Raw genomic sequence first — 22382 nt, 5'->3', positions numbered from 1 at the left:
TTTGAATACATAGCCATGAAAATACATAATAGTATCACTTGCAAACACACCTTTTGGATAATGCTTTCATTTATCATCCTACGGGTTTTAAATGTAAATGGCCAAGAAACATTTCCTAAAAATGATGTGTTGGACCAAAGACCAAATACCATTGCCATTACCAATGCAACCATAGTTTACGCACCTGGGATGATGGTACAAAATGCTACCTTGTTAATACGCGATGAACATATTGAAAAAGTGGCCAGCACAAGAAACGTGCCTTTGGGATATACCGAAATTGACGCCAAAGGAAAATACATTTACCCTTCTTTTATTGATATGTTCAGTACGTACGGACAACCCGAAGTGAAAATACCGCCAAGAGGAAACCCTTATGTGAAAAGGGAACAAATCCAATCCAACACAAAGGGGCCGTACAACGCTAACGAAGCCATTAAAGCTGAATACAACGCTTCAGAGCATTTTTTAATTGATAAAAAACAAGCGCAACAACTTCGAAAACAAGGGTTTGGACTTGTAACCATATTTAGGCCAGATGGCATTGCCAGAGGAACGGCTTCTTTGGTCAGCCTTGGCGAAAATAATGAGAATAAGAGCATGTTAAAGCCTAAAGCAGCAGTTCATTTTTCTTTTGATAAAGGCAGTTCGACCCAGGACTACCCCATTTCGCCCATGGGAAGAGTTGCACTTTTGCGACAAACCTATTATGATGCCCAATGGTACAGTCAATTTGAGCACAAGCCATTTACAGATCGGTCTTTAGATGCTATTTTAGAAACAAAAAGTCTTCCAAAAATATTTGAGACCAACGGTTGGTTGGAAGCCTTGAGGGTGCAAAAAATAGCGAAGGAATTCAATATCGACTATATTATTAAAGGAGGTGGCGACGAGTACCAACGCATAGATGACATTAAGGCGTTAAACGCAACATTAATAATTCCGCTTAATTTTCCAGAGGCTTATGATGTCTCCAATCCGTTTGTTACCCAAAAAATAGCTCTGGCCGATTTAAAACATTGGGAGCTGGCACCATCAAATCCCGCACGTCTTGAAGAACAAGGTGTTGAATTTGCAATTACTTCAAACGGTCAAAAAAAGATAGAGGATTTTTTGACCAATCTTAAAAAGGCCGTGAATTATGGTTTAAGCCCTAAACAGGCCTTATACAGTTTAACAGTGCTCCCAGCAAAATTGCTGTATCAAGAAGACCATATTGGAACATTGGAAAATGGAAAACTTGCAAATTTCCTCATGGCTTCAGGGGATATTTTTGATGACAATACCGTCATCTATGAAAATTGGGTACAAGGTAAAAAGCATATAGTTAATGAAGAGGGTGATCCTTCGATTATGGGGACCTATGAGCTTTCCGTTGATGGCGAAAAGGCTTCCTTGTCTATTAAAAAAGGAAAAAAAGATTACAGGGCAACACTATTTTACCCAGATTCAACCGAAATTAAAACAGATTTAAAGATGGACGGCGCTATGGTAAGCTTTGAATTTAACAAAGGTCCTGATTCATTTTATCGGTTGGGAGGTTGGATTAGCAATGAACCGGAAAAAACGGTATTACAAGGTAAAGGGCAGCGAAACGATGGTAAATGGGTTGATTGGGAGGCGACAAAACTAAAAGAAGGTTCAGAAGACCCAACAAGTCAACAGAAAAAAACACCTTTACCAAAAAAAGAGTTGGGAGATGTTATATTTCCGTTTGTTGCCTTCGGGAATCCTAAACAACCAAAACAAGAGGATATTTTAATAAAAAATGCAACAGTTTGGACCAATGAAGATGCTGGCATTTTAACAGAAACCGACGTCCTACTTAAAGATGGAAAGATATCCCAGATAGGAAAAAACATTAAAGCCTCAAATGCAAGAACGGTTGATGGCAAGGGAAAACATTTAACCGCTGGGATAATTGATGAGCATTCACACATTGCATTAAGCGCCGTAAATGAAATTGCCACGGTCTCTGCAATGGTAAGAATGAGCGATGTGTTAGATTCAGAACGTATCAATATATACAGGGCATTGGCAGGAGGTGTGGTAGCAGCACAGATATTGCATGGCTCGTCCGATCCCATTGGGGGTCAATCGGCATTAATAAAATTGAGATGGGGTAAAAATCCCGAAGGGTTATTGATAAAAGAGGCCAAACCCTTTATAAAATTTGCTTTGGGTGAAAACCCCAAACGGTCAAAAAGCGCACCCTCAATCCGTTTTCCAAGGTCATTAATGGGATTGGAACAATTGTATTCCGATGTGTTTACCCAAGCACTGGCATATAAAAAAAATTGGCAAGAGTTTAATGCTTCAAAAAATAAACACAATGCCATAAAACCAAGAGTGGATTTAGTCAATGAGGTCATGTTGGAAGTTGTGGAAGGGAAGCGGTTCATTTCCTGTCATGCTTATCAACAGGGCGAAATGTTGATGCTCATGGATGTTGCAGAGCGGTTTGATTTTAAAATCAACACCTTTACGCATGTTTTGGAAGGCTATAGAATTGCCGACAAAATGTTGGAACAAGGTGTTGGAGGTTCCACTTTTTCGGATAAATGGAATTTTAAATGGGAAACCAGAAATGCCATACCCTATAACGCTACAGTAATGCACAAAGAGGGTGTGGTTACTGCCGTTAATTCAGACAGTCAGGAAACCATACGGCATCTTAACCAGGAAGCGGCAAAATCGGTTAAGTATGGCAATATGAGTGAGGAAGAAGCCTTAAAATTAGTAACCCTGAACCCAGCGAAATTGTTGCATTTGGATGATACCATGGGAAGTATTACGGTTGGAAAATCAGCCGATGTTGTATTGTGGTCGGACAATCCGTTATCCATTTATGCCAAAGCCGAAAAAACAATCATAGAAGGTACTGTATATTTCGACATTGAAAAGGATAAACAATTGCGAAAGGCCATTCAAACGGAAAGGAACAGGATAATGGATACAATGAAAAACGCGATTAACACCGGAGCCAATGTTCAGCCACGTATATCCTCATCAAAACCCGATTTTACCTGTGAGTATGTAGGGAAGTTAAACTAACATTAAAACCAAGCATGATGAATTTTAATAAACACTATATAGTCCTGATTTTAGTGGCTATTTACTGCATGCCATTGAAACCGTATGCGCAAGATAAATTTGATATTAAAAAGCCGGTAAAACCTACCGCATTGGTTGGAGGCAGCTTACATATTGGTAACGGTAAAGTGATACCAAATGGAATTATTGGATTTGATAATGGCAAAATATCGATAGTGGGCACAACAGATTCCATAAAGCTTGATTCGGAAACCTATCAAGTGATCGATGTTTCCGGACAGCATATTTACCCAGGCTTTATTTTGCTCAATTCCTTGATTGGGATTGAAGAAATAAGTGGTGTTCCGCACTCTAATGACAGCATGGAGGAAGGAAGCATCAACCCCAATTTAAATACGGCGTTTGCCTTTAAATCAGATTCGGAATTTTTGCCGGTCATAAGGTTTAATGGTATTCTCACTGTTGAAACCGTTCCAAGAGGTGGTCTGGTTTCTGGAACATCTTCCGTCATGAAACTCGATGGAAGGGATTGGGAAGAATCTTTGTACAAATTTGGTGCGGCCATTCATTTAAATTGGCCAAATGCCATGAGGTCGTCTTATGATGCAGCCACGCATACCAGGCAATTGAAACCAAATAGCACTTATGATACGGACATAGCAGAATTACAAAATCTATTTACCCAAGCGATAACTTATGGTAAACGGGATGATAAAATTCCCAACCTAAAGCTACAGGCCATGCAAGGGCTGTTCAACGGTACGCTATCGTTGTTTGTTCATGCCACAGACCCAAAGGAAATCATTGAAAGCATTCAATTTTCAAAAGAAATGGGCATAGACCATGTTGCACTTGTAACAGCGGAATCGGCATTATTGGTCAAGGATTTTTTAAGGGAACATCATATCCCTGTTATATTGCCACCAACCCATAGTGTACCGGGTCAGGTGGATATGGACTATGATATACGCTATAAACTTCCTTATCTTCTTACAAATGAAGGTATTGTGGTAGCAATTAGCCATACGGGGATGCTTTCCACCTCAAGAAATTTACCGTTTTATGCTGGTGTGGCTGCTGCTTATGGTCTCGATAAAGAAGATGCCTTAAAAACCATTTCCCTGAATGCGGCAAAAATTTTAGGGGTAGATGATACTTTAGGGTCGCTGGAAGTTGGCAAGGACGCCACATTGTTTGTATCAAAAGGGGATGCCTTGGATATCAGGACAAATAATCTTACACAAGCCTTTATCCAAGGGAAAAAAATAGAACTGGAAGGGAAACAACAGGAACAATATAAAGAGTGTTCCAAATTACTTGGCCATAATGAATAACCTATTGCAACGCATTGAAGACGCAATTGTAGCGTTTAGTAATTGGATTTGGGACATTCCCTTATTGATTTTACTGATTGGTGGTGGGGTTTATTTTTTAATGTATTCCAGGTTATCGCCATTTAAACATTTTTGGTATGCCATAGAAATCCTTAAAGGTAAATATGACAATAAAAACAATCCCGGACAAATAAGTGCTTTCCAGGCCTTATCCACCGCACTGTCCTCAACTATAGGAATGGGCAATATTGCAGGTGTTGCCATTGCAATTTCCATGGGTGGCCCAGGCGCCTTATTTTGGATGTGGATAAGTGCCATCATTGGAATGACAACCAAATATTTTACGTGTTCCTTGGCCGTAATGTACCGTGGGAAAGACGATTCGGGCGAACTGCAAGGCGGTCCCATGTATGTCATTACAGAAGGCTTGGGCAAAAAATGGAAACCCTTGGCGATATTTTTTTCAATGGCAGGGCTTATAGGGTCGCTGCCCATTTTTACCGCCAACCAATTAACACAAGCATTAAATGATATATTACTTCCGGCTTTAGGTTATCAAGAGTCAATCACCTCGTCACTTATTTTAGGCATTATTATCAGTGTTTTTGTGTCCATGGTAATTCTGGGAGGCATAAAAAGAATAGCAGGTTTTGCCTCAAAGCTTGTACCTGCCATGGTCATACTATATTTCCTGTCGGTCAGCTATATATTAATTGTTAATTATACGTCCATTATCCCCTCGTTTTATCTTATTTTTCAAGATGCTTTTACAGGCAATGCCGTTTTAGGGGGCAGTATTGGCAGCATCATTATCATTGGCGTAAGACGGGCGGCGTTTTCAAACGAAGCCGGAATAGGTACGGCACCAATGGCTCACGGTGCATCCAGAAACCAAGAGCCTGTGAGAGAAGGACTTATTGCCATGTTAGGACCTTTCATCGATACCATTGTTGTTTGCACCTTAACGGCTTTGGCCATTCTTGTGACCAATAGCTGGTTGCAACCAAATATAGAAGGCGTAACCATAACGTTGAATGCGTTTATCCAGGCCATGCCAAGATATGGATCATTTCTGCTGGTATTTATCGTTTCTATTTTTGCCTTTACTTCTTTATTTACGTACTCCTATTATGGTTCAAAATGCATCTCATTTTTATTAGGGACAAAATTCAAGAAGAGTTATAATTATGTCTATATTTCCAGTATTACCATTGGTGCGGTGTCTTCCATGACAGGAATTGTGGCTTTAATTGATATAAGCTTTGCGCTTATGGCAATCCCTACAATGGTATCCGGAATTATACTGTCTCCAAAAGTAATGTATGCCACCAAATTATATTTTAACAAACTTGAAAACAAATAAATAACCAAACAGAAATACCATGAAAAAAATAGTCTTTCTTTTTGTATCCATCTATACTCTAAATATATATTCCCAGAAGCCCGTTTTTAAAGGACAAGAACCCATAGAGCAAGTCTCAACGGTTTCAAAACCGGTACAAAAACAATGGAAAGGCATTTTTCCTTTTGAAGATGGTTCTGTTTATTTTTCGAATGATTTTGAAGGCGGTCGATTGAATGGCATAATAAAAGATAGCGACGGCACCTATACTGCACTCATAACTTCTGAAAATACGCCAATAAACGTTAGCCCTTGGTATGCATTTAAGGTGTGGTCCAAACACAAAAAGCAAATTTATCTGACCCTTACGTATAGCGAAGGCTTTAAACACAGATATTATCCCAAATTAAGTAACGACGGATTACACTGGATATCGATAGATTCTACAGATTATGTTGAATTTGAAAAAGGGGATAAAAATTTTGGTCCTGGGTCGCTTCCATTAAAAGTGCAGATGAAGTTAAGCGTTAATCCCGATACTTTATGGGTAAGTGCCCAAGAGCTCCAAACCTCAAAGCATGTCAAGAAATGGGTGGAAGCCCTATCTGAAAAACCATTTGTTTCAAATCAGCAAATAGGTTTAAGCAAGGAAGGAAGACCATTGATGGCTTTAACCATTGGTAAAGAAAAGACCGCAAGAATGCTAATTATTATTTCCAGGCAACATCCGCCGGAGGTAACAGGATATTTGTCAATGAAAGCGTTTGTGGAAACCCTAAGCTCGGATTTGAAACTCGCTAAAAAATTCAGAAAAAAATTCACGATTTATGTTGTCCCCTTGATGAATCCCGATGGTGTTGACAATGGATATTGGAGGCACAATGCGGGTGGTATAGATTTAAATAGGGATTGGACTTTTTTCAATCAGCCGGAAACATTGGCGGTAAGTGAATTTATAAAAGAAACGGAAAGGAAAACAAATGGAAAATTTTATTTTGGCATTGATTTCCATTCCACCTGGGACGATATATATTATACCATAGCGGATAATTTCAAAGGGAATATGCCGGGATTGGTACCAGGATGGTTGGAGAATGTAAAAAAAGAAATACCCGGTTATAATCCGAATATTCGACCAAGCGACAATATGGAACCTGCCATTATATCACGAAATTATTTTTATGTTGCCCATGGTATGGAGGCTTTGGTTTTTGAAATTGGAGACAATACTGATAGAGACTTTTTAAAAAAGAAAGGGCAAACAAGTGCCATTGAATTGATGAAACTGATGCTTTCCAGATTATAACTGACATTACCCAAAAAGTGTATTATGTAAAAATGGACTTACTATATTAGCCTGGACATTAAAATACGAGATTTATTAACTTTGAATCATGAAAAAAGAAGCCGAAATTACAGCCCGTCATCTAAGAAGAAGAGAAGAATTAAATTATGCCTGAAGCAATGCAAAACAAGTATGTGAAGAACTAAATATATTTTATTCGATAATGCACCGTTGGTGAAAAGAATCACATGAATATGGCAAGAACAGTTTTCCAGATCAAGAAAAGCCAAAATTAACAAAAGAAGAATATGGATGTTAGCAAGTTATCCATTAAGAGGGATAAAGAAGTTATCATTCCAAGAATGTTATGGGCTCCAAGTGAAAATACTTTTTAAAGAAGATATCGCTATTGTAGAGGAGAATATACTGCAAATGAAATCTATTCAGTACTTAAAACACTAAAGAAAATATAGGGTGTGTAATTTAAACTCTGTCTTTTTACGCTACAAGTTTTAGTGAACACGATATTATATTTTTTGTCTCCTATTTGCCCCTCAAACCTTTGACACCTTTGTAAAGCAAAGAAAGTTGCATAGTGTATTGAAATCATTTTTAAATAAGTTTTATTTCCTCGTTTTTTTATTATATTTTGAGCCATTAATCCTTTAGGTTACGTAAATTGTAACTTTATAAATAACAAATTAGGTTACGTAAATTGTAACTTTAGAAATAATAAATATGGGAAGACCTTCCACAAAACCAAAAGATTTAAGAGACGGATTTTATATTGAAGTCCGAAATAAAAATCAAAGAACAGCTATTAAAATCCGTAGAGATACCAAGGAACAATTGATCCTTGCCATAGAGGAATACCGGAAAAACAAAGAAGTTACCGTTCTTGGGGAATCCAAGAAAGGGAAAATGATTGAAATCCCTGGCGTAAGCTAGCTGTGCCTAATCCATTTTAGAAGTATCCACTGAAATTACATCCTCCAAAAAAGGATGGGTTTAAAAGCACCCGTTCTTTTTTGGAATTTATTTTAGGCTTTGCCCAGCGATATTCAACATTTTTTTTAGCTTTACTAGCTGGTGTTTCTTGTAAACCAGCTTCTCCCCTATAAGTCGCGGTTTCATGTTAAAAATTGGAATTCCAGGACCAAATCAATTCAGCTAACCAAATGGCGTTATATCAAGTTTCGGTGCTTAAGAAATACCTTAAATCCCAAGAAGAAAAGGGGATTTCCAAGGCTTATAAAAAATATGCTTCTTACTTTTTAAATCCTGTAATCCAGGAAAATATTAGGAGCTCTAAAGAAGAACAGTTTCAGGCCACGTTCCTTAACGAGCTGTTTGTAAACATACTGGGCTACACCTTGAACCCCCATCCAAATTACAATCTTACCACCGAGCATAAAAACGAAAAAAATGCGCGCAAGGCAGATGGCGCTATCCTCCACAATGGAACTGCCCTGGCCGTTATAGAGTTAAAAGGCACCAATACCAAAGATCTTGAAAGCATAAGGAAACAGGCTTTCGATTATAAGGCCAATCAAAAAGGCTGTGTGTATGTGATTACATCGAATTTTGAAAAGCTTCGGTTTTATATTAACGATGCTACCGAGTTCTTGGAATTCAACCTTTTTGAGCTCACTTTAGAAGGGTTTTCACTCTTATATCTCTGCTTATACAAAGAAAACCTGGTTGCCAATATTCCTTTAAAAATCAAGGAGGCTTCCATTGTTGTAGAAAAAGCGATCACCAAGAGCTTTTACAAAGACTACTCGCTGTTTAAAAGGGAGTTGTTTAGGGATTTGGTGCGCCAAAATACAGCGCGCATCAAGAATAATAGGCAAGTGGAACTGGATGCAGCAGCTCCATCCTCGCGGGGTTCCCTTTCTACAGAAGAAGAAGCCGACTTAAACCGACTGGAGAAAAATATAAAACTCACCTTGTTCAAGAAATCACAAAAGTTGATAGATCGGTTCCTTTTTATCTTTTTTGCTGAAGATCGCGGCTTGCTGCCTCCAAATTCCACCATGAAAATCGTGGACGATTGGCACTTGCTTGAGAACATGGATGCCGTAATGCCCCTTTACGATAGGTTTAAGCTCTATTTTAATTATTTGGACAAAGGAAGAAAAGGAACCGGGCAACGCGCAGAGATCTATGCGTATAATGGCGGCCTGTTTAAACCGGATGCTATTTTGGACCAGCTGGAGATAGACGATAAGCTTTTGGCAAAGCACAGCGTACAATTAGCCAAATACGATTTTGAAAGCCAGGTAGATGTAAATATCCTGGGGCATATTTTCGAGAATTCCCTAAATGAGATTGAAAGTGTAAATGCCGAAATTGAAGGAGCCGACTTTGATAAGCAAAAGAGCAAACGAAAGAAAGATGGTGTTTTTTACACGCCAAAATATATCACCAAATACATTGTAGAAAATACCGTTGGGAAACTGTGCGAAGAAAAGAAAACGGAGCTTGGTTTTCGCGAGGAAGAATATTTTAAAGGCCGAAAAAACCGTAATAAAACCACTATAGAAAATCTGGTGAGCATCCTGGATGCCTATCGCGATTGGTTGTTGCAGCTTAGCATTTGCGACCCCGCTTGTGGTTCTGGCGCGTTCCTAAACCAAGCCTTGGATTTTCTAATTAAGGAACATCGATATATAGACGAGCTAAAAGCCAAACTTTTGGGTGGCGGCCTGGTGTTTAGCGATATAGAAAACACCATTTTAGAGAACAACATCTATGGCGTGGATATTAACGAAGAAAGTGTGGAGATCGCCAAGCTAAGCCTTTGGCTACGCACCGCACAACCCCGTAGAAAACTCAACGATCTAAGCAGTACGATTAAATGCGGCAACTCATTGATAGACGACAAAAAAGTAGCCGGCGATAAAGCCTTTAAATGGGAAGAAGAATTCCCGGAGATCTTTAAAAATGGTGGTTTTGATGTGGTGATTGGGAATCCGCCTTATGTACAGAGCCATTCGATGACTCAATCTACAAAAGATTACATATATAAAAGATACAAAACAAGTGAATATCAAATCAACCTATATACAGTTTTCACTGAAAAATTTATAAATATTTTAAAGCAAAGAGGACTTTATGGAATAATAATTCCAAATTATTGGATGTCTACAAAATATGATGAGAAATTTAGAAAACTTTTATTTTTAGAAAATCACTGTATCCAAATACTAAATACTTTTGAAGTTTTTGAAAATGTCATTGTTGATACGGTCATAATAATTGGAGAAAAACAAAATGAAGAGAAATTTCCAAAAATTACTAATATACTTTCGATTGCTGATAATTTAAAAACTCACCATGATAGATGGATAGCAATAGACAATCAAGCTTTTATAATAAACAAAGATCAACAGTTTCTAAATCTGAATGACTCCACATTATTATCATTTCAAAATACAATTGACTTCCCTTTTAAAATTAAGTTGAAAGAATTAGTAGTTTTTAAAAAAGGTATGCAGCCCTATGAAAAAGGAAAAGGTGTTCCTAAACAGACAAGAGAAATGATGAATGAAAAGGTTTATCATTCTGAAATAAAAGTTAATGATAGCTATAAAAAACTTTTAAAGGCTACTAATATTCAGAGATTTCTTATAAGAGATGATAGCGGTTTTATTGAATATGGTAATAATCTTGCAGCTAAAAGAGACATTTCAATTTTTCAAGGACCGAGAATTCTTATGAATCGTATTCTATCTGATGCAACGATTGATGCTGCATATATTGAAATCGATGATATTATAAATAATTCGGATGTGTTTAACATTTTACCGAAGAACCCCGATGTTAATATCAAATCATTATTAGCTTTAATATCATCAAAACTTTGCTCTCATTTTTTTAGAAGTAATAATATTAATTTGAATCGCAAGGCTTATCCAAAATTGAATGTTGGAACATTGGAACAATTTCCAATACCTGATTTGTTTTTTTTAAATGAGGATTTTTTTAGTAGTTTGATAGATAATGTTACGAACGCAAGATTAAGCTTACATCTCTTAAGACAAAAATTTCTGACTTTTTTATCATCTAAATTTAGGATTACTAAACTTTCTCGCAAACTCCAAAACTGGCATGAACTGGAATTTGGAGAATTTATAAAAGAGTTAAATAAATCGATTAAGGCAAGTAATAAAGTCCGTGAAAAAGAAGGACTCGCCGCGGTTCCCGAGCTCACCAAAAAAGACGAGTTCGAGTGGATGGAACTGTTTGAGGAAAACAAGAAAAAAGCAGTTGCCCTCCAACAACAAATAACCGCCACCGATAACGAAATCGACCGATTAGTTTACGAATTATATGGTTTAACTGAAGAAGAAATTAAAATTGTTGAAAATGCCTAGGGAAGTTAAAATCAAGGGAGATTCACGAGCTCCACTTTATCAAATAGAAATGAAGAGAGTAAATCGACCAAATGGTGTATGCGCTGTATGGCTTAACAGAGGAAGAAATCGCAATTGTAGAGAACAGTTAACAGGGAACAATTAGCAATTAGCAGTTTGCAGTTAAAATAATTGCCATTTCGACGGAGCATTTTGCTGCCACTGAGAAATCCCGTGCATAAAAATTGCTTACTCCGCCTCAATCCCCATTTTTAATTTTGGATCTACTTCAAAGGTTCTTACTGTGGTTCCGTTAATACTAAACTTCACACTATAATATTCAAAACCTTCCACTTTTTTGTTTTTAACTTTTCCAACCACAACACCATCCTTGTTGGGATCTTTAAAGGTTTTTTTTAATATTTCTGCGCCCCCCTGTTGTTTTCTTATAACCTCAAGGATATATATAACATCCGTACTGTTTTCATCTTTGGGAATCCCGCTCCAATAAATTTTCATGTTCTTATCTACCACCGACGTGAATTTTTCTGGATTTCCCGGATTCTCGGAAGGATCACTACGATCATCTGAAAATACAATTGTTGCGTTTAAATTGCCCTCATCAATATTTTCTGTATCAATAGTTAACAGGATATGGGTGTCCCTTCGCTCCACGTCCATAACGCTATTTTTATGAGGGACCGCTAAGTTCACCGGGGCCTCCATCCTCATTGCGAGCTCATTAACGTGCTCTAAATAAATTTCGGAGGCCCGTTTCTCATTTTTAAAAGAGAGCAATACGAGGAGGATGGTTAAAAATCCTACAATTTTAATCGTTCTTTTTAGTAATGTGTTTGTTTTCATAATATGTGATTTTGATTGGTTTTATTTTTATAAACAGCTATTAAAATTATTAGCTCCATTTAGTGGGAGCCCCATTCGGGTTTTTAACTTTAAGATCTTTGATGTTCTCTACAAAATACATGGGCACCATCCCCTTGTTCTTCACTTCTATCTTCCCTCTTTCTTTACAAGAAAAACTGCCTTTCACCAATTGAAAAGTGTCTTCAGAAATGTTGATTTTCCCCCTCTCCGAGCAAGATTCCATACGGGAAGCCGTATTTACCGAATCCCCCCAGATATCATAAGCGAATTTTTTGCTTCCCACCACCCCGGCGATCAAAGGCCCACTGTTAATCCCTATCCTTATTTCAAAATGAGCACCCATGGCTGGATTGTCCTTTTTTGTTTCTTCTACAAACTCCAAAATTTCCAGCGCGGCATACATTATGGAGATGGCGTGATCTTTCATGGGAAACGGCACTCCCGCTGCGCACATATAGGAATCTCCAATGGTTTTTATTTTTTCCAAACCATGCTTTTCTATGATTTTATCGAACTGCGAAAAATAGAAATCTACGCTCTCCACCAGCGCTTCTGGAGATAGGCTTTCAGAATATTGTGTGAAATCTTCGAAATCTGTGAATAAAATACTTGCCGCTTCAAATTTTTTGGCCTGTACCTTCCCTGTTTCCATGAGCTCCAAGGCGGTTCCCTCCGGAAGTATATTTCGCAACAAGTGTTCAGACCGGTTCTTTTCCCGTTCTATGATCAAGTTGGTACGTCTTATAAAATTGTTGCGCCTATACAATCCAAAAGCCAAGAGCATTAATAAGAATAGCGCCACGAGCACCCCTATTACTATATTTTGTTGGTTTTTTTTCTGTTGATTTAGAAGATCTACTTCCGTTTGCTTTTGCGAGATTTCAAAATTGGTGCGCAAATTGGCCATTTCACTTACAGATTCTAAATTCCTAACACTATCGCGATAGGTGATATAATCTTTATAATATTGAAAGGATTTTGCAGTATATCCTATTTGTTCATACAATTCTGAAAGCTTTAGGTAGGCATCGGTTATATAGTTCTTGAACCCGTATTTCTTGGAAAGCTCTAAACTTCTGTTTGCGTACTGAAAGGCAATTTCTGCATCGCCATTTTCAGAATAAACATCGGCAAGGGAAAGAAGGAATTCTGCAATCGCATTATGGGCATTCAAATCTTGAAGCAATACAATTGCTGAATTTAAATTTTCTTCTGCTAATTCGTCGTTTCCCAATTTCGCATTGATTCTCCCTAGATTTCCCAAACTATAGGCACGCCCCATTGGAAAATCTACTTTCTCAAAAATACGCTCGGCTTCGTTGGTAAACTCCTTCGCTTTCTCTAGATTTCCTATCCGCAGGTATTCGTCTCCGGCATTAAAGAGCGCAGTTCCCAACGAGGTAGAATCTTCCCCATTTCGCAACTCTTCTATTCCTTTATTATAATAGAGATCTGCATTGGCAGTATTTCCGCTTAAGGAATATACGTTGCCAATTTCAATATTGGCGTAAGAAATTCCCATTCTATCCTTGAGGCTATGGGCATAATCCAAGCTCTTAAAATAAGCTTTTAAGGCTTGCTTAAAATCACCTTTTAGACGAAACCCATTGCCAAGTTGGCGATATCCATTATAGAGCTTCTCATCGTTTCCAGCAGCCTTGCTCTTTGTTATGAGCAGTTTGGAGTATTTAATGGCACTGTCTGGGTCTGCTTCGTTATTTGCAATTTCCCATAGTACTTCCAAATTCGCTTTTTCCCCGTTTTTGGAGAAATAAATGCTTTTTAAACTGTCGGCAATCCTTGGGTTTTGGGCGAAGCTTTGCCAAGAACAAAATAAAAAGGCTATAAAAACCAACGTGCATCTTAATCTTCCCATAAAGGCTATAAACTAAATAACATCCTAAAATTTTAGAAGCTGTTATACATTAATGTGTTCATTGTTTTCTATACCATTTAGGATGCCTATCCTAAAAGAAAACGCGTTAGGAACGAGCAAAACAAAAGGTATAAAATAGTATGGGGCGGGCTACAAAATGTAGTACTAATATTTCTCGATAAATGAATTTGCTCCCCTTGCAGGACTCACAACTCAATTATTGGTTTTCGCTTTAAAAATAATTTTTCACTTAAAGCGAGCTTACTGATTCTCAAGGTAGTAAAGATATGAACATGAAAAAAGGGTTTTTCGGTAAACGACTCTAAAATCCTGTTAAACAAACATATATCTATTGGTTAAGGAACGTTATTATAAACTTTAAGTGATTTTTCGGCATTTTTCGCTTTTAACTTTGTTAAAAGCTATCCAATAAAGAGTTTAAAAACAATTCTTGCTTGATTATTGCTCTAAATTACCTAAGTTAGAGGTATGGATTTGTTCATTTTAAAGGATTATTATAGAATAGGATACAACAAAAAATTTGTATTGCTCTTTATTTTTTCGATGGCTAATGTGGAAAACGCTTTGGGAAAAATGGAGTTTTTTAAGATCCTTCTTGGCGCCATACATGGTGATTTTACTGTTCCCATGCTATATCATGGTCATGAAAAAATTGGAATGCACAACAAAAGATTCGTTTAATGGACAAATTCCTACCTATTTATACAAAAGTGATTTCCAATTTGGAGCAGAATTTACCTTCTTGGTTGCATTATCACTGCCCAGAACATACTAAATACGTGGTAGACAAGGTGATCTACATCGCCGGAAAGGAAAATGTGGGGGGAAATGACCTGTTCCTATTGAAAGTTGCTGCGCTCTATCATGATATCGGATTTATTATAGATAGGGAAAAACATGAAGAATTAAGTTGTAAGATAGCCACCAAAGAGTTGAAGGAATTCGGGCTGAAACCGAAAGAAATAGAACAGATCTGCGAAATGATGAAAGCTACCGAGATACCCCAAAAACCCACCTCCCACTTGGCAGCCATACTCGCAGATGCCGATTTGGAATATATTGGTACCGATGATTTTTTGGAGTGGAGCGAAAAATTATATCAAGAACTTTTATACTATCAGCCAGACCTAAGCGAGGATAAATGGAATGAAATCCAGTATAATTTCATGTCCAAGCATGATTACCATACCACCTACTGCAAGCAAAACCGTGAGCCAAAAAAGCTAAAGAATTTGAAGTTGATAAAAGATAAATTGAAGAAAAAAAAGTAAGCTCACTTTCGAGTTCAGCATGACGGCAATTCCCCATCGTCACCCTGAGACCCGTGATAAATAAATTTAACTAGCGTAGGAAATTGACGTGTTTTTATATAAGCTGATGGGATGCTGAAACAAGTTCAGCATGACGGCAATTCCACATTGTCACCCTGAGACCCGTGATAGAAAAATTTATCTAGCGTAGGAAGTTGACGTATGATGGTTCTTAGCATATTTATCGTTTTTAAAAAACTTCTTTTTTGCAGTGTAGTGCTTCCCCAGCGTAAAATTTTCGAAGCCTTGGAGAAAATTTAGCTGGGGGAGTACGGTTCTAATTATGCGGGAGCATAATTGGAAACACCTACAAAAAAGTGTTCTTTTTTTGGTTCCGTTTTTTTGGACAAACAAAAAAATGAACAATCATTAAAATTAATCAAAGCTTTATAGACCAAAGGAAGTGTTTTACAAATTCTTGGAATTACCGTAATGAGAACAAAAAGCGTATTAAAAAATGGCCAAGGAATTAGATACTATAATTAACTATAAATCATAAACTTATAAAATACGTTAATGGTAGACCCATGATAAAAAAAATATCTAGTGTAGGGAATTAACGTATTTTTCATATAAGCTGATGGGATGCTGAAACAAGTTCAGCATGACGGCAATTCCCCATCGTCACCCTGAGACCCGTGATAGAAAAATTTATCTAGCGTAGGAAGTTGACGTATGATGGTTCTTAGCATATTTATCGTTTTTAAGAACTTCTTTTTTGCAGTGTAGTGCTTCCCCAGCGTAAAATCTTCGAAGCCTTGGAGAAAATTTAGCTGGGGGAGTACGGTTCTAATTATGCGGTAGCATAATTGGAAACACCTACAAAAAAGTGTCCTTTTTTTGGTTCCGTTTTTTTGGACAAACAAAAAAATGAACAATCATTAAAATTAATCAAAGCTTTATAGACCAAAGGAAGTGTTTTACAAATTCTTGAAATTACCGTAATGAGAACAAAAAGCGTATTAAAAAATGGCCAAGGAATTAGATACTATAATTAACTATAAATCATAAACTTATAAAATACGTTAATGGTAGACCCATGATAAAAAAAATATCTAGTGTAGGGAATTAACGTATTTTTCATATAAGCTGATGGGATGCTCAAACAAGTTCAGCATGACGACAATTCCGCATCGTTACCCTGAACTGGTTTCAGGGTCTTGGATTCACAAATAAATAAAAATACGTCAATGGTAATTTATTTCAGGGTTTTATTGCACTAATGCCCAAATACTCTTCGTGCCATATCCTGAACCAATTCCGATTGTTATAGGAATATAAATCGGGTTCGAGATATCCCGCTGTGCTTGAAATTACAAGGAACAAGCAACTTTTAAAGCTCACCCATTTATTTTTTTGGAGGCAAGGCAAAAGCTACTGCGTCATGCTCGAAATGGTTTCTGTGCGAACCATCGCAAAAAGGCTTGTTCTGGGATAATCCGCACCTACAAAGGGAAATCACATCCCTTCCTGCCAGATCGTATACATTTCCTTCTTTATCCACGATCTCAAAATCTCCAGATACTTTAAGGGATCCGTTATTGTTTACTTTTAGTGTTGTTTTGGCCATAATAATATTTTAGGGTGTTAAATTCAGAAACTTCTTGAAAACAGTCCAAGAAAAATTTAAGGAAACGAAAATAGCACAAACTTTGTTAGTCTTGCCACTCAAAATCATAAATTATTACTGACTTCCCATTTTTGGTACTAACCATAAATAACCCATACTAAATAAGAAAAGCAGGTAAAAGTAAATTGGGTTTATAGGATTGGGGTCTAGAATTTTAGATTCGGGGGAGTCACTTTTGCCAGCATATCGCTTATTTGCTTGAATAGCCTCATTCGCCCTCAAGATCTTCCACTCCTGCACAGGGGCCACATAATAATCGAAAACCTGTGCTGTATCCTGTTGCATTTTTAGTTGCTGCCATCCCGTGATTTTGGGATATGTAGTACCCGTCCATAAACTTGGAATATCAATATCTTGGGCCAAAGGGATCACTGCACCTTCATTATTAAGAACCCTTGGCTCCGGTTCCAATGTGCGGATAGAAAACTGAAAAGGTTCATCGGGAATTCCCGTTTTTGAATCTGAAGACCACTCAGCTAAGGGGATTGTCCTTTTGCTAAGCGTATTGATGTGCTTTGTCCATAACCGCTGATATACAAGGCTATGTCCATCTAAAAGCAATTCGTAGGTATTTTCCAAAACACTGCTACCAAGTTTGCCCTGCCCTATTCTCTTATAAGCGGAAAGGATTTTTCCTCCTGAGTTTTCAATGGGTTGAAGCGATAAACTTTTCTGAAAAGAAAATGGATACTTTGTAAGGTTCACATTTTCCTGAACTGTGGCTGTCTCACTATTTTCTTGGGTAACATCAAACGATACCAATCCCGAATTGGATCTAAATAAAGCAGCATCAGGTTGAATAAAAACTCCCAAGCCGTTTTCCCTGATGGATCTTTCCAAGGATTTTTTTTCTGAAGGTGAAAGGGCTCTAAAAGAATTAAAATCCATTATTAAAAGGTCATAGCTTTCGAGGAGTTTTTCTGAAATATTTCCTATACTTGATGTTCCTGTATTAAAATGTTCATATTTAAACCTTCCCTTGGTAACCTGGCTTCTAACGATTACTTCATGATCCATTTCCGCCAAAAAATTTTTTAAATACTTGGTTTCAAATGTCGGAAACCCATTGATCATCAACACCTTTAAAGCCTCTTTTTCATTTACTTTTATTGGGATTGGGTTTGATGATTTTATCGTGCCCACAGAATCTTTTTCAACTAGGGTATAAATAAATTTCCCAGCAGCCTTGAGTTCTGTTTCCAAAGTAAAAGCTTGTTCAGGATTGTTTTTCAAGTGAAGTGAATCCAAGTTCTGTCCGCCTGGACCTTCTAGGACAAGTTGGATGTTTTGATCAGGAGATTTATAAAGGCCTTTTATAACCAACTTATCGCCTACAGAATGTGCTTGATGATAGTTGAATTTTGTAATTCCGGTTAGTGGGATGCCTTCCACATACTTAGTGGCTTTCCCCTCTAGTTGCCAAAGATCATATGGCTTTATTCCATGTCCCAAAATGTAGACCGAATCTATACCAACCAATTCTTTAATGATTGGAATATCCGGAGCATCCTTTAAAACCTTGATGTTTTTGTTTTCTTTTTTAAGGCTGTCCAAAGAAGTTTTCCTGAAACCTTCCGTTAATATGATAAGGCCACCAGAATGCCCAGTGTTTATAACTGCTGGCTGTAATGCAATCATGGCCAACGAAAAAACAGCTAAAAGAGCCACGAAAATTTTAATATAGAATCGAAAAGTGAACTTTTGAGGGCTTTCTTTCCAAACAAATACTACCAATAGGACAACTGCTCCCAAAAGTATGGGCCAGCTCCAAGAGTTATTTAAAAAAGTGAATTTATCTATCATTCAGCTCCAGTTCTTTTAAAAATAAATTATTGATCTCACTTTCGAACCCCTTTTTCTTTGCAGGATCGGGGGTTGGCTTAGGCAATGCCGATAAAAGGCCTTTTTGAACCTCTCCTAAAATTGATCTTCTTTCCTTGAAATCCTCAGCCAACCATTTTAATTGTTGAAGCGTTTTTAGATAGTTCCCCGGCTCTGCAATGGCTTTAACCGCCAATTCGGTTCCGGCTTGTTTAAAGAGTTGACGATCTTCGGTAGTAATCTTACTTTTATTGGAGATCAATTCTTCCAATCTTTGGATACTTTTTTTTATAAAGGGAAAACTTTTCGATTTTCCAATTTCCTCACTTTTTCTAAAACTTGAAACCTCTTCCAATTTTCCTGTAAGTCGTTTTTCTTCCTTGATGGGCGGTGGATCAAAACCTATCCTATGAACGTAAATCCGGGCACTGTTCTTAATTTCCTGGATCAGTTTCAAAGCCCTATTCTGAAAAGGCAAGGAATTTTCCGGTTTGTACATTCTCAAATGAAGTTCTGCGTCCCACATCTCTGTCATCGCCAGCCGTAACATACTTTTTAAGGAATTACTGAAAAGTGTAGCTTCCTCTAGATCATCGTGATTATGCAAATACTCCTCTAAAGGCGTTTTGGACTCTTCTTCCTTCTCTTCAACAAGATTATGCTCGTTATCGCCATCATGGTCATGGGTATATGCTGCCAAAGGATCCTCTTCTTCGTTATGTTCGGTGGTTTCTTCATGCTCAATCATTGCATCACCTTCGGTTTCATCTCCCATGAACTGGCCATATTTCAATCTAAGTGCTTTTTGATCGAATCCCAGTTCGTTGCTCTTAAAGTTGAATTCCTTTTTAGATAAGGATCTGCGTTGTTTGATCAATTTTTCGGTATCTATTATAAGTTGCCGCTGACTTCTAAAATAATCCGGCATCAAGTCGGCTCCCAAAGTGCCTTCCACCGCAAAATCATGGGTTGTGGTATCTTTGATCACCGCAAAATAGGTTTCGCTCCTGCTCCTATTGGGTTCCGGCTGTTTTAGATCGCTTGCCTCTACATAAAAATACAGTTCATCCCCGGCTTCCATTTTTAGTTCATCGAGGTCTATGCTTTTTGAGAGATACAGTTTTCGGCTCCCTCTTTTAAAGCCTCCGTCAAATTCCATTTTTTGTTCCCTGAACTTTACCGACTCCCCGCTTCCCTTACTTACCGTGGCAATAATAAATGCCTCCCCAACCCCTAAATCGTCCGTGATCAGGGTATTGAATGCGAGTTTTTTACTGTCCCGAAATTCAAAAGTCGTGAATTGATCTATCCCTTGGATTTCCACCACTGGTTCTTCATCCTTAATCATTTCAATGGCATATAATTTAGAAACATACGATGCGCCTAAAGTATCTTCAAACCTAAAATTATAAAATCCAGCAGCATTCAGTTTTAAGGAATACGTATATGCAGTTTCCTTTGAGTTCATCGGATAAAGCTCCCCCATTAATTCTATAACCGGTTTTTTGATAGCGGCATCAAATGATAGTTCCCAGGTAAGCACAGAGCCTTCCAAAACTTTAATATCCATTTTTGAAGTGGTTACTGAAGGGATTCCAGTATAAGCAGGATAATTGATGCGTACCAACTGTTTTTTGATCCTTGGGACTTGAGTTTGTTCAGAAGTAGAATCCATCTTTTTAAATACGATTTCCGTTTCTTCTGAAGGTTTTAAAGTGTTGTTATCAATGGGAAGAAAATTAAAATAGGATACAACGAATCCCAGCGCAATCAATCCAAAAGCAATACTACTTGCCTGTATCAATTGATTGGGAGTTTTTACTGTTTTTATCTTTTCTTCTAATTCTCTTGCTACTTTTTGTTGCTGAAGCTTCGCCAAGCCAGATAATCCTTCAGGAGAAAGTAAAAGCAATCCCGAGCTATATTCGGCAGATTCCAGTTGATGATCTATATATCCGCTTACTTTTTCTAAGCTAAGTTGCCAAGGTTTCTTCAGAAATGATAGGATTGAAAAAACAAGAAAAAAGATCAGAATGCTACCTAGGTAGTTTTCAATTAAAAAGTAAAGTAATACTGAAGCCCCAGAAGCATATAGAAAAATCTCCGCCCAAAGCAGTAATTGCCATCGCTTTTTGAATTTGATCAATATTTTTTTTCCAGTGTTTATCATTGTTTTCTGTATCTGGAAAAAATCCGTTCTGTAATCATCAAGAAAAATAGCGAGAGCCAAAGCCATTTTGAAAAGCTCAGTAACCTTTGTGCAGACTTTTCTGAAATTGTTTCGGTGGTCCCAGTAGAAAGTTCATTAACATCCATTGTTCGTCTATCTAAAGATGCAATCTTACTGTCCAGTTCTCTATTTACATCCAATAGTTTCAGCAATTGTTCTGGTAAATTTTCAGCAAGAACATTTTCTGTAGTTAAAGTTTTAGTAAGATGAAAAATGTGTTTTTTGGCACTAGGTTCAATTAAGGAAGTTGAGAGACTGTCGGGAACGTAAATCAAGGCGCGTTGAGACGTTTTGAAACTGGGATTTTCCTTTAGCCAAACAAGAAAATTATAGGAATCCCATTTTATTCCTGTGGTATCTTGAACATCAACAACCTCAATAGGCCTTTCTAAATAGTTGGAAATGGCATTAAATGAAGATTTCAATAAAACCTTTGTTGTTTCCAGTTCCTCTTCATAATGAATTAAAATAGCTATGGAATCCTGCGTTTTTAGAGGAAACCATTCTTGTTTTTCATTCGAAAGAAAACCTAAGCTATCTTTGCTTTTATTAAACTGAAGTGACTCGCTGTTTAAAGGAAACTTTTCTTTCTTAAAACTTAATTTTTGTTGATCACTGCGCAATTCCAGCACTTCAACCTCATCGCTCTTTTGTACAACTTCCAAGGCCTCATTTACTTGAGCTTCTGCATCTAGAACGATCCAGGCTATATCCTTATTTAATTTGGGTCGTTTCCCCTTAACACCTTGTAAGTACCCATTTGTAAAGACCACAATACTATCGGTTGGCAAATCCTCCATTTCCTTTGCGAGTTGCCAGTAGTTGGGAATTGGATTCTTTATTTCTACTTCGCTATACGTATTTATATCGGGGAAACCAGGTTGTAATAGGCGAATCGAAGAGTTTTGCGGTAAGCTATCAATCATTGTACTATAGCTTCTATTTTTCAACAAAGAGGGTTCAATTAAATAGGTGATTTCAGCATTTGCTTGCACTCTTTTAATCTGTGGTTCTGCCAAAATAAAGACCAAAAAAGCTATTATTAGCATCCTTAATAGCAATAACAAGAACTCATTTAGCTTTATGGAGTTGGTTTGCTTAACATCTGAAGTTTCTAAAAACTGGACAGTTCCAAGCTTGATTGTTCTTCCTTCCTTATTGCTCCATAGATGAATCACCACCGGAACAACCAGTCCCAACAATGCCCAGAGATATGTAGGATTTAGAAAAATCATG

The 22382-nt window shown here is 37.4% G+C and carries 14 protein-coding genes; 8 read left to right on the top strand and 6 right to left on the bottom strand.

The features are described 5' to 3' along the window. Positions 1 to 15: 15 nt before the first annotated feature. The 6 genes from JM83_RS13015 to JM83_RS12990 all read left to right on the top strand — a co-directional run bounded on the left by JM83_RS13015 (position 16) and on the right by JM83_RS12990 (position 11394). Positions 16 to 3054: an amidohydrolase family protein gene (locus JM83_RS13015; RefSeq protein ID WP_186434996.1), complete on the top strand. Its 3039-nt coding sequence runs from the start codon at positions 16 to 18 to the stop codon at positions 3052 to 3054. 14 nt (positions 3055 to 3068) lie between these two features. Further along, on the top strand, positions 3069 to 4388 hold the full coding sequence (locus JM83_RS13010) for an amidohydrolase family protein (protein ID WP_144962600.1): 1320 nt from the start codon (positions 3069 to 3071) through the stop codon (positions 4386 to 4388). Next, a complete protein-coding gene (locus JM83_RS13005) occupies positions 4381 to 5751 on the top strand; it encodes an alanine/glycine:cation symporter family protein (protein ID WP_261376463.1) in 1371 nt (456 codons plus the stop codon). The genes JM83_RS13010 and JM83_RS13005 overlap by 8 nt, the downstream gene beginning before the upstream one ends. 19 nt (positions 5752 to 5770) lie before the next feature. Continuing rightward, positions 5771 to 7036: a M14 family metallopeptidase gene (locus JM83_RS13000; protein WP_144962598.1), complete on the top strand. Its 1266-nt coding sequence runs from the start codon at positions 5771 to 5773 to the stop codon at positions 7034 to 7036. Positions 7037 to 7753: 717 nt separating this feature from the next. After that, positions 7754 to 7963: a hypothetical protein gene (locus JM83_RS12995; protein WP_010228566.1), complete on the top strand. Its 210-nt coding sequence runs from the start codon at positions 7754 to 7756 to the stop codon at positions 7961 to 7963. Positions 7964 to 8193: 230 nt separating this feature from the next. Continuing rightward, a complete protein-coding gene (locus JM83_RS12990; protein ID WP_144962596.1) occupies positions 8194 to 11394 on the top strand; it encodes an Eco57I restriction-modification methylase domain-containing protein in 3201 nt (1066 codons plus the stop codon). A 228-nt stretch (positions 11395 to 11622) separates the two neighbouring features. Here JM83_RS12990 and JM83_RS12985 read toward each other — a convergent pair whose 3' ends face one another. Together JM83_RS12985 and JM83_RS12980 are read right to left on the bottom strand one after the other, a co-directional pair. After that, positions 11623 to 12237, bottom strand: a complete 615-nt coding sequence (locus JM83_RS12985; RefSeq protein ID WP_144962593.1) for a hypothetical protein — start codon at positions 12235 to 12237, stop codon at positions 11623 to 11625. Positions 12238 to 12286: 49 nt separating this feature from the next. Next, positions 12287 to 14134, bottom strand: a complete 1848-nt coding sequence (locus tag JM83_RS12980; protein WP_144962591.1) for an adenylate/guanylate cyclase domain-containing protein — start codon at positions 14132 to 14134, stop codon at positions 12287 to 12289. 489 nt (positions 14135 to 14623) lie between these two features. Here JM83_RS12980 and JM83_RS12975 point away from each other — a divergent pair, with 489 nt between their 5' ends. After that, positions 14624 to 14836 carry a hypothetical protein gene (locus JM83_RS12975; protein WP_144962589.1) on the top strand — a complete coding sequence of 71 codons (213 nt, stop codon included), beginning with the start codon at positions 14624 to 14626 and terminating at the stop codon, positions 14834 to 14836. Further along, a complete protein-coding gene (locus tag JM83_RS12970; protein WP_144962587.1) occupies positions 14836 to 15426 on the top strand; it encodes an HD domain-containing protein in 591 nt (196 codons plus the stop codon). The genes JM83_RS12975 and JM83_RS12970 overlap by 1 nt, the downstream gene beginning before the upstream one ends. A 1387-nt stretch (positions 15427 to 16813) precedes the next feature. On the opposite strand, the gene JM83_RS12965 is transcribed toward JM83_RS12970, so the two are convergent. From JM83_RS12965 to JM83_RS12950, 4 genes are all read right to left on the bottom strand, one after another. Then, positions 16814 to 17035 (bottom strand): CDGSH iron-sulfur domain-containing protein, encoded by a 222-nt coding sequence (locus JM83_RS12965; protein ID WP_144962585.1) that lies wholly within the window; start codon positions 17033 to 17035, stop codon positions 16814 to 16816. A 114-nt stretch (positions 17036 to 17149) separates the two neighbouring features. After that, positions 17150 to 18898 (bottom strand): hypothetical protein, encoded by a 1749-nt coding sequence (locus JM83_RS12960; RefSeq protein WP_144962583.1) that lies wholly within the window; start codon positions 18896 to 18898, stop codon positions 17150 to 17152. Then, positions 18888 to 21086, bottom strand: a complete 2199-nt coding sequence (locus JM83_RS12955; protein ID WP_144962582.1) for a tryptophan-rich sensory protein — start codon at positions 21084 to 21086, stop codon at positions 18888 to 18890. Before JM83_RS12955 ends, JM83_RS12960 begins: the two co-directional genes overlap by 11 nt. Next, positions 21083 to 22381, bottom strand: a complete 1299-nt coding sequence (locus JM83_RS12950; RefSeq protein WP_144962580.1) for a BatA domain-containing protein — start codon at positions 22379 to 22381, stop codon at positions 21083 to 21085. Before JM83_RS12950 ends, JM83_RS12955 begins: the two co-directional genes overlap by 4 nt. Position 22382: the final 1 nt, after the last annotated feature.

The organism is Gillisia sp. Hel_I_86 (genome assembly GCF_007827275.1).
Taxonomy (GTDB): domain Bacteria; phylum Bacteroidota; class Bacteroidia; order Flavobacteriales; family Flavobacteriaceae; genus Gillisia.
Note: the sequence above shows the minus strand (reverse complement) of the source record. Positions and strands in the feature narration are given on the sequence as shown.

Coding starts and splice junctions, on each gene's coding strand:
- JM83_RS13015 (WP_186434996.1), top strand. CDS start 16: ATGAAAATACATAATAGTATCACTTGCAAACACACCTTTTGGATAATG.
- JM83_RS13010 (WP_144962600.1), top strand. CDS start 3,069: ATGATGAATTTTAATAAACACTATATAGTCCTGATTTTAGTGGCTATT.
- JM83_RS13005 (WP_261376463.1), top strand. CDS start 4,381: ATGAATAACCTATTGCAACGCATTGAAGACGCAATTGTAGCGTTTAGT.
- JM83_RS13000 (WP_144962598.1), top strand. CDS start 5,771: ATGAAAAAAATAGTCTTTCTTTTTGTATCCATCTATACTCTAAATATA.
- JM83_RS12995 (WP_010228566.1), top strand. CDS start 7,754: ATGGGAAGACCTTCCACAAAACCAAAAGATTTAAGAGACGGATTTTAT.
- JM83_RS12990 (WP_144962596.1), top strand. CDS start 8,194: ATGGCGTTATATCAAGTTTCGGTGCTTAAGAAATACCTTAAATCCCAA.
- JM83_RS12985 (WP_144962593.1), bottom strand. CDS start 12,237: ATGAAAACAAACACATTACTAAAAAGAACGATTAAAATTGTAGGATTT.
- JM83_RS12980 (WP_144962591.1), bottom strand. CDS start 14,134: ATGGGAAGATTAAGATGCACGTTGGTTTTTATAGCCTTTTTATTTTGT.
- JM83_RS12975 (WP_144962589.1), top strand. CDS start 14,624: ATGGATTTGTTCATTTTAAAGGATTATTATAGAATAGGATACAACAAA.
- JM83_RS12970 (WP_144962587.1), top strand. CDS start 14,836: ATGGACAAATTCCTACCTATTTATACAAAAGTGATTTCCAATTTGGAG.
- JM83_RS12965 (WP_144962585.1), bottom strand. CDS start 17,035: ATGGCCAAAACAACACTAAAAGTAAACAATAACGGATCCCTTAAAGTA.
- JM83_RS12960 (WP_144962583.1), bottom strand. CDS start 18,898: ATGATAGATAAATTCACTTTTTTAAATAACTCTTGGAGCTGGCCCATA.
- JM83_RS12955 (WP_144962582.1), bottom strand. CDS start 21,086: ATGATAAACACTGGAAAAAAAATATTGATCAAATTCAAAAAGCGATGG.
- JM83_RS12950 (WP_144962580.1), bottom strand. CDS start 22,381: ATGATTTTTCTAAATCCTACATATCTCTGGGCATTGTTGGGACTGGTT.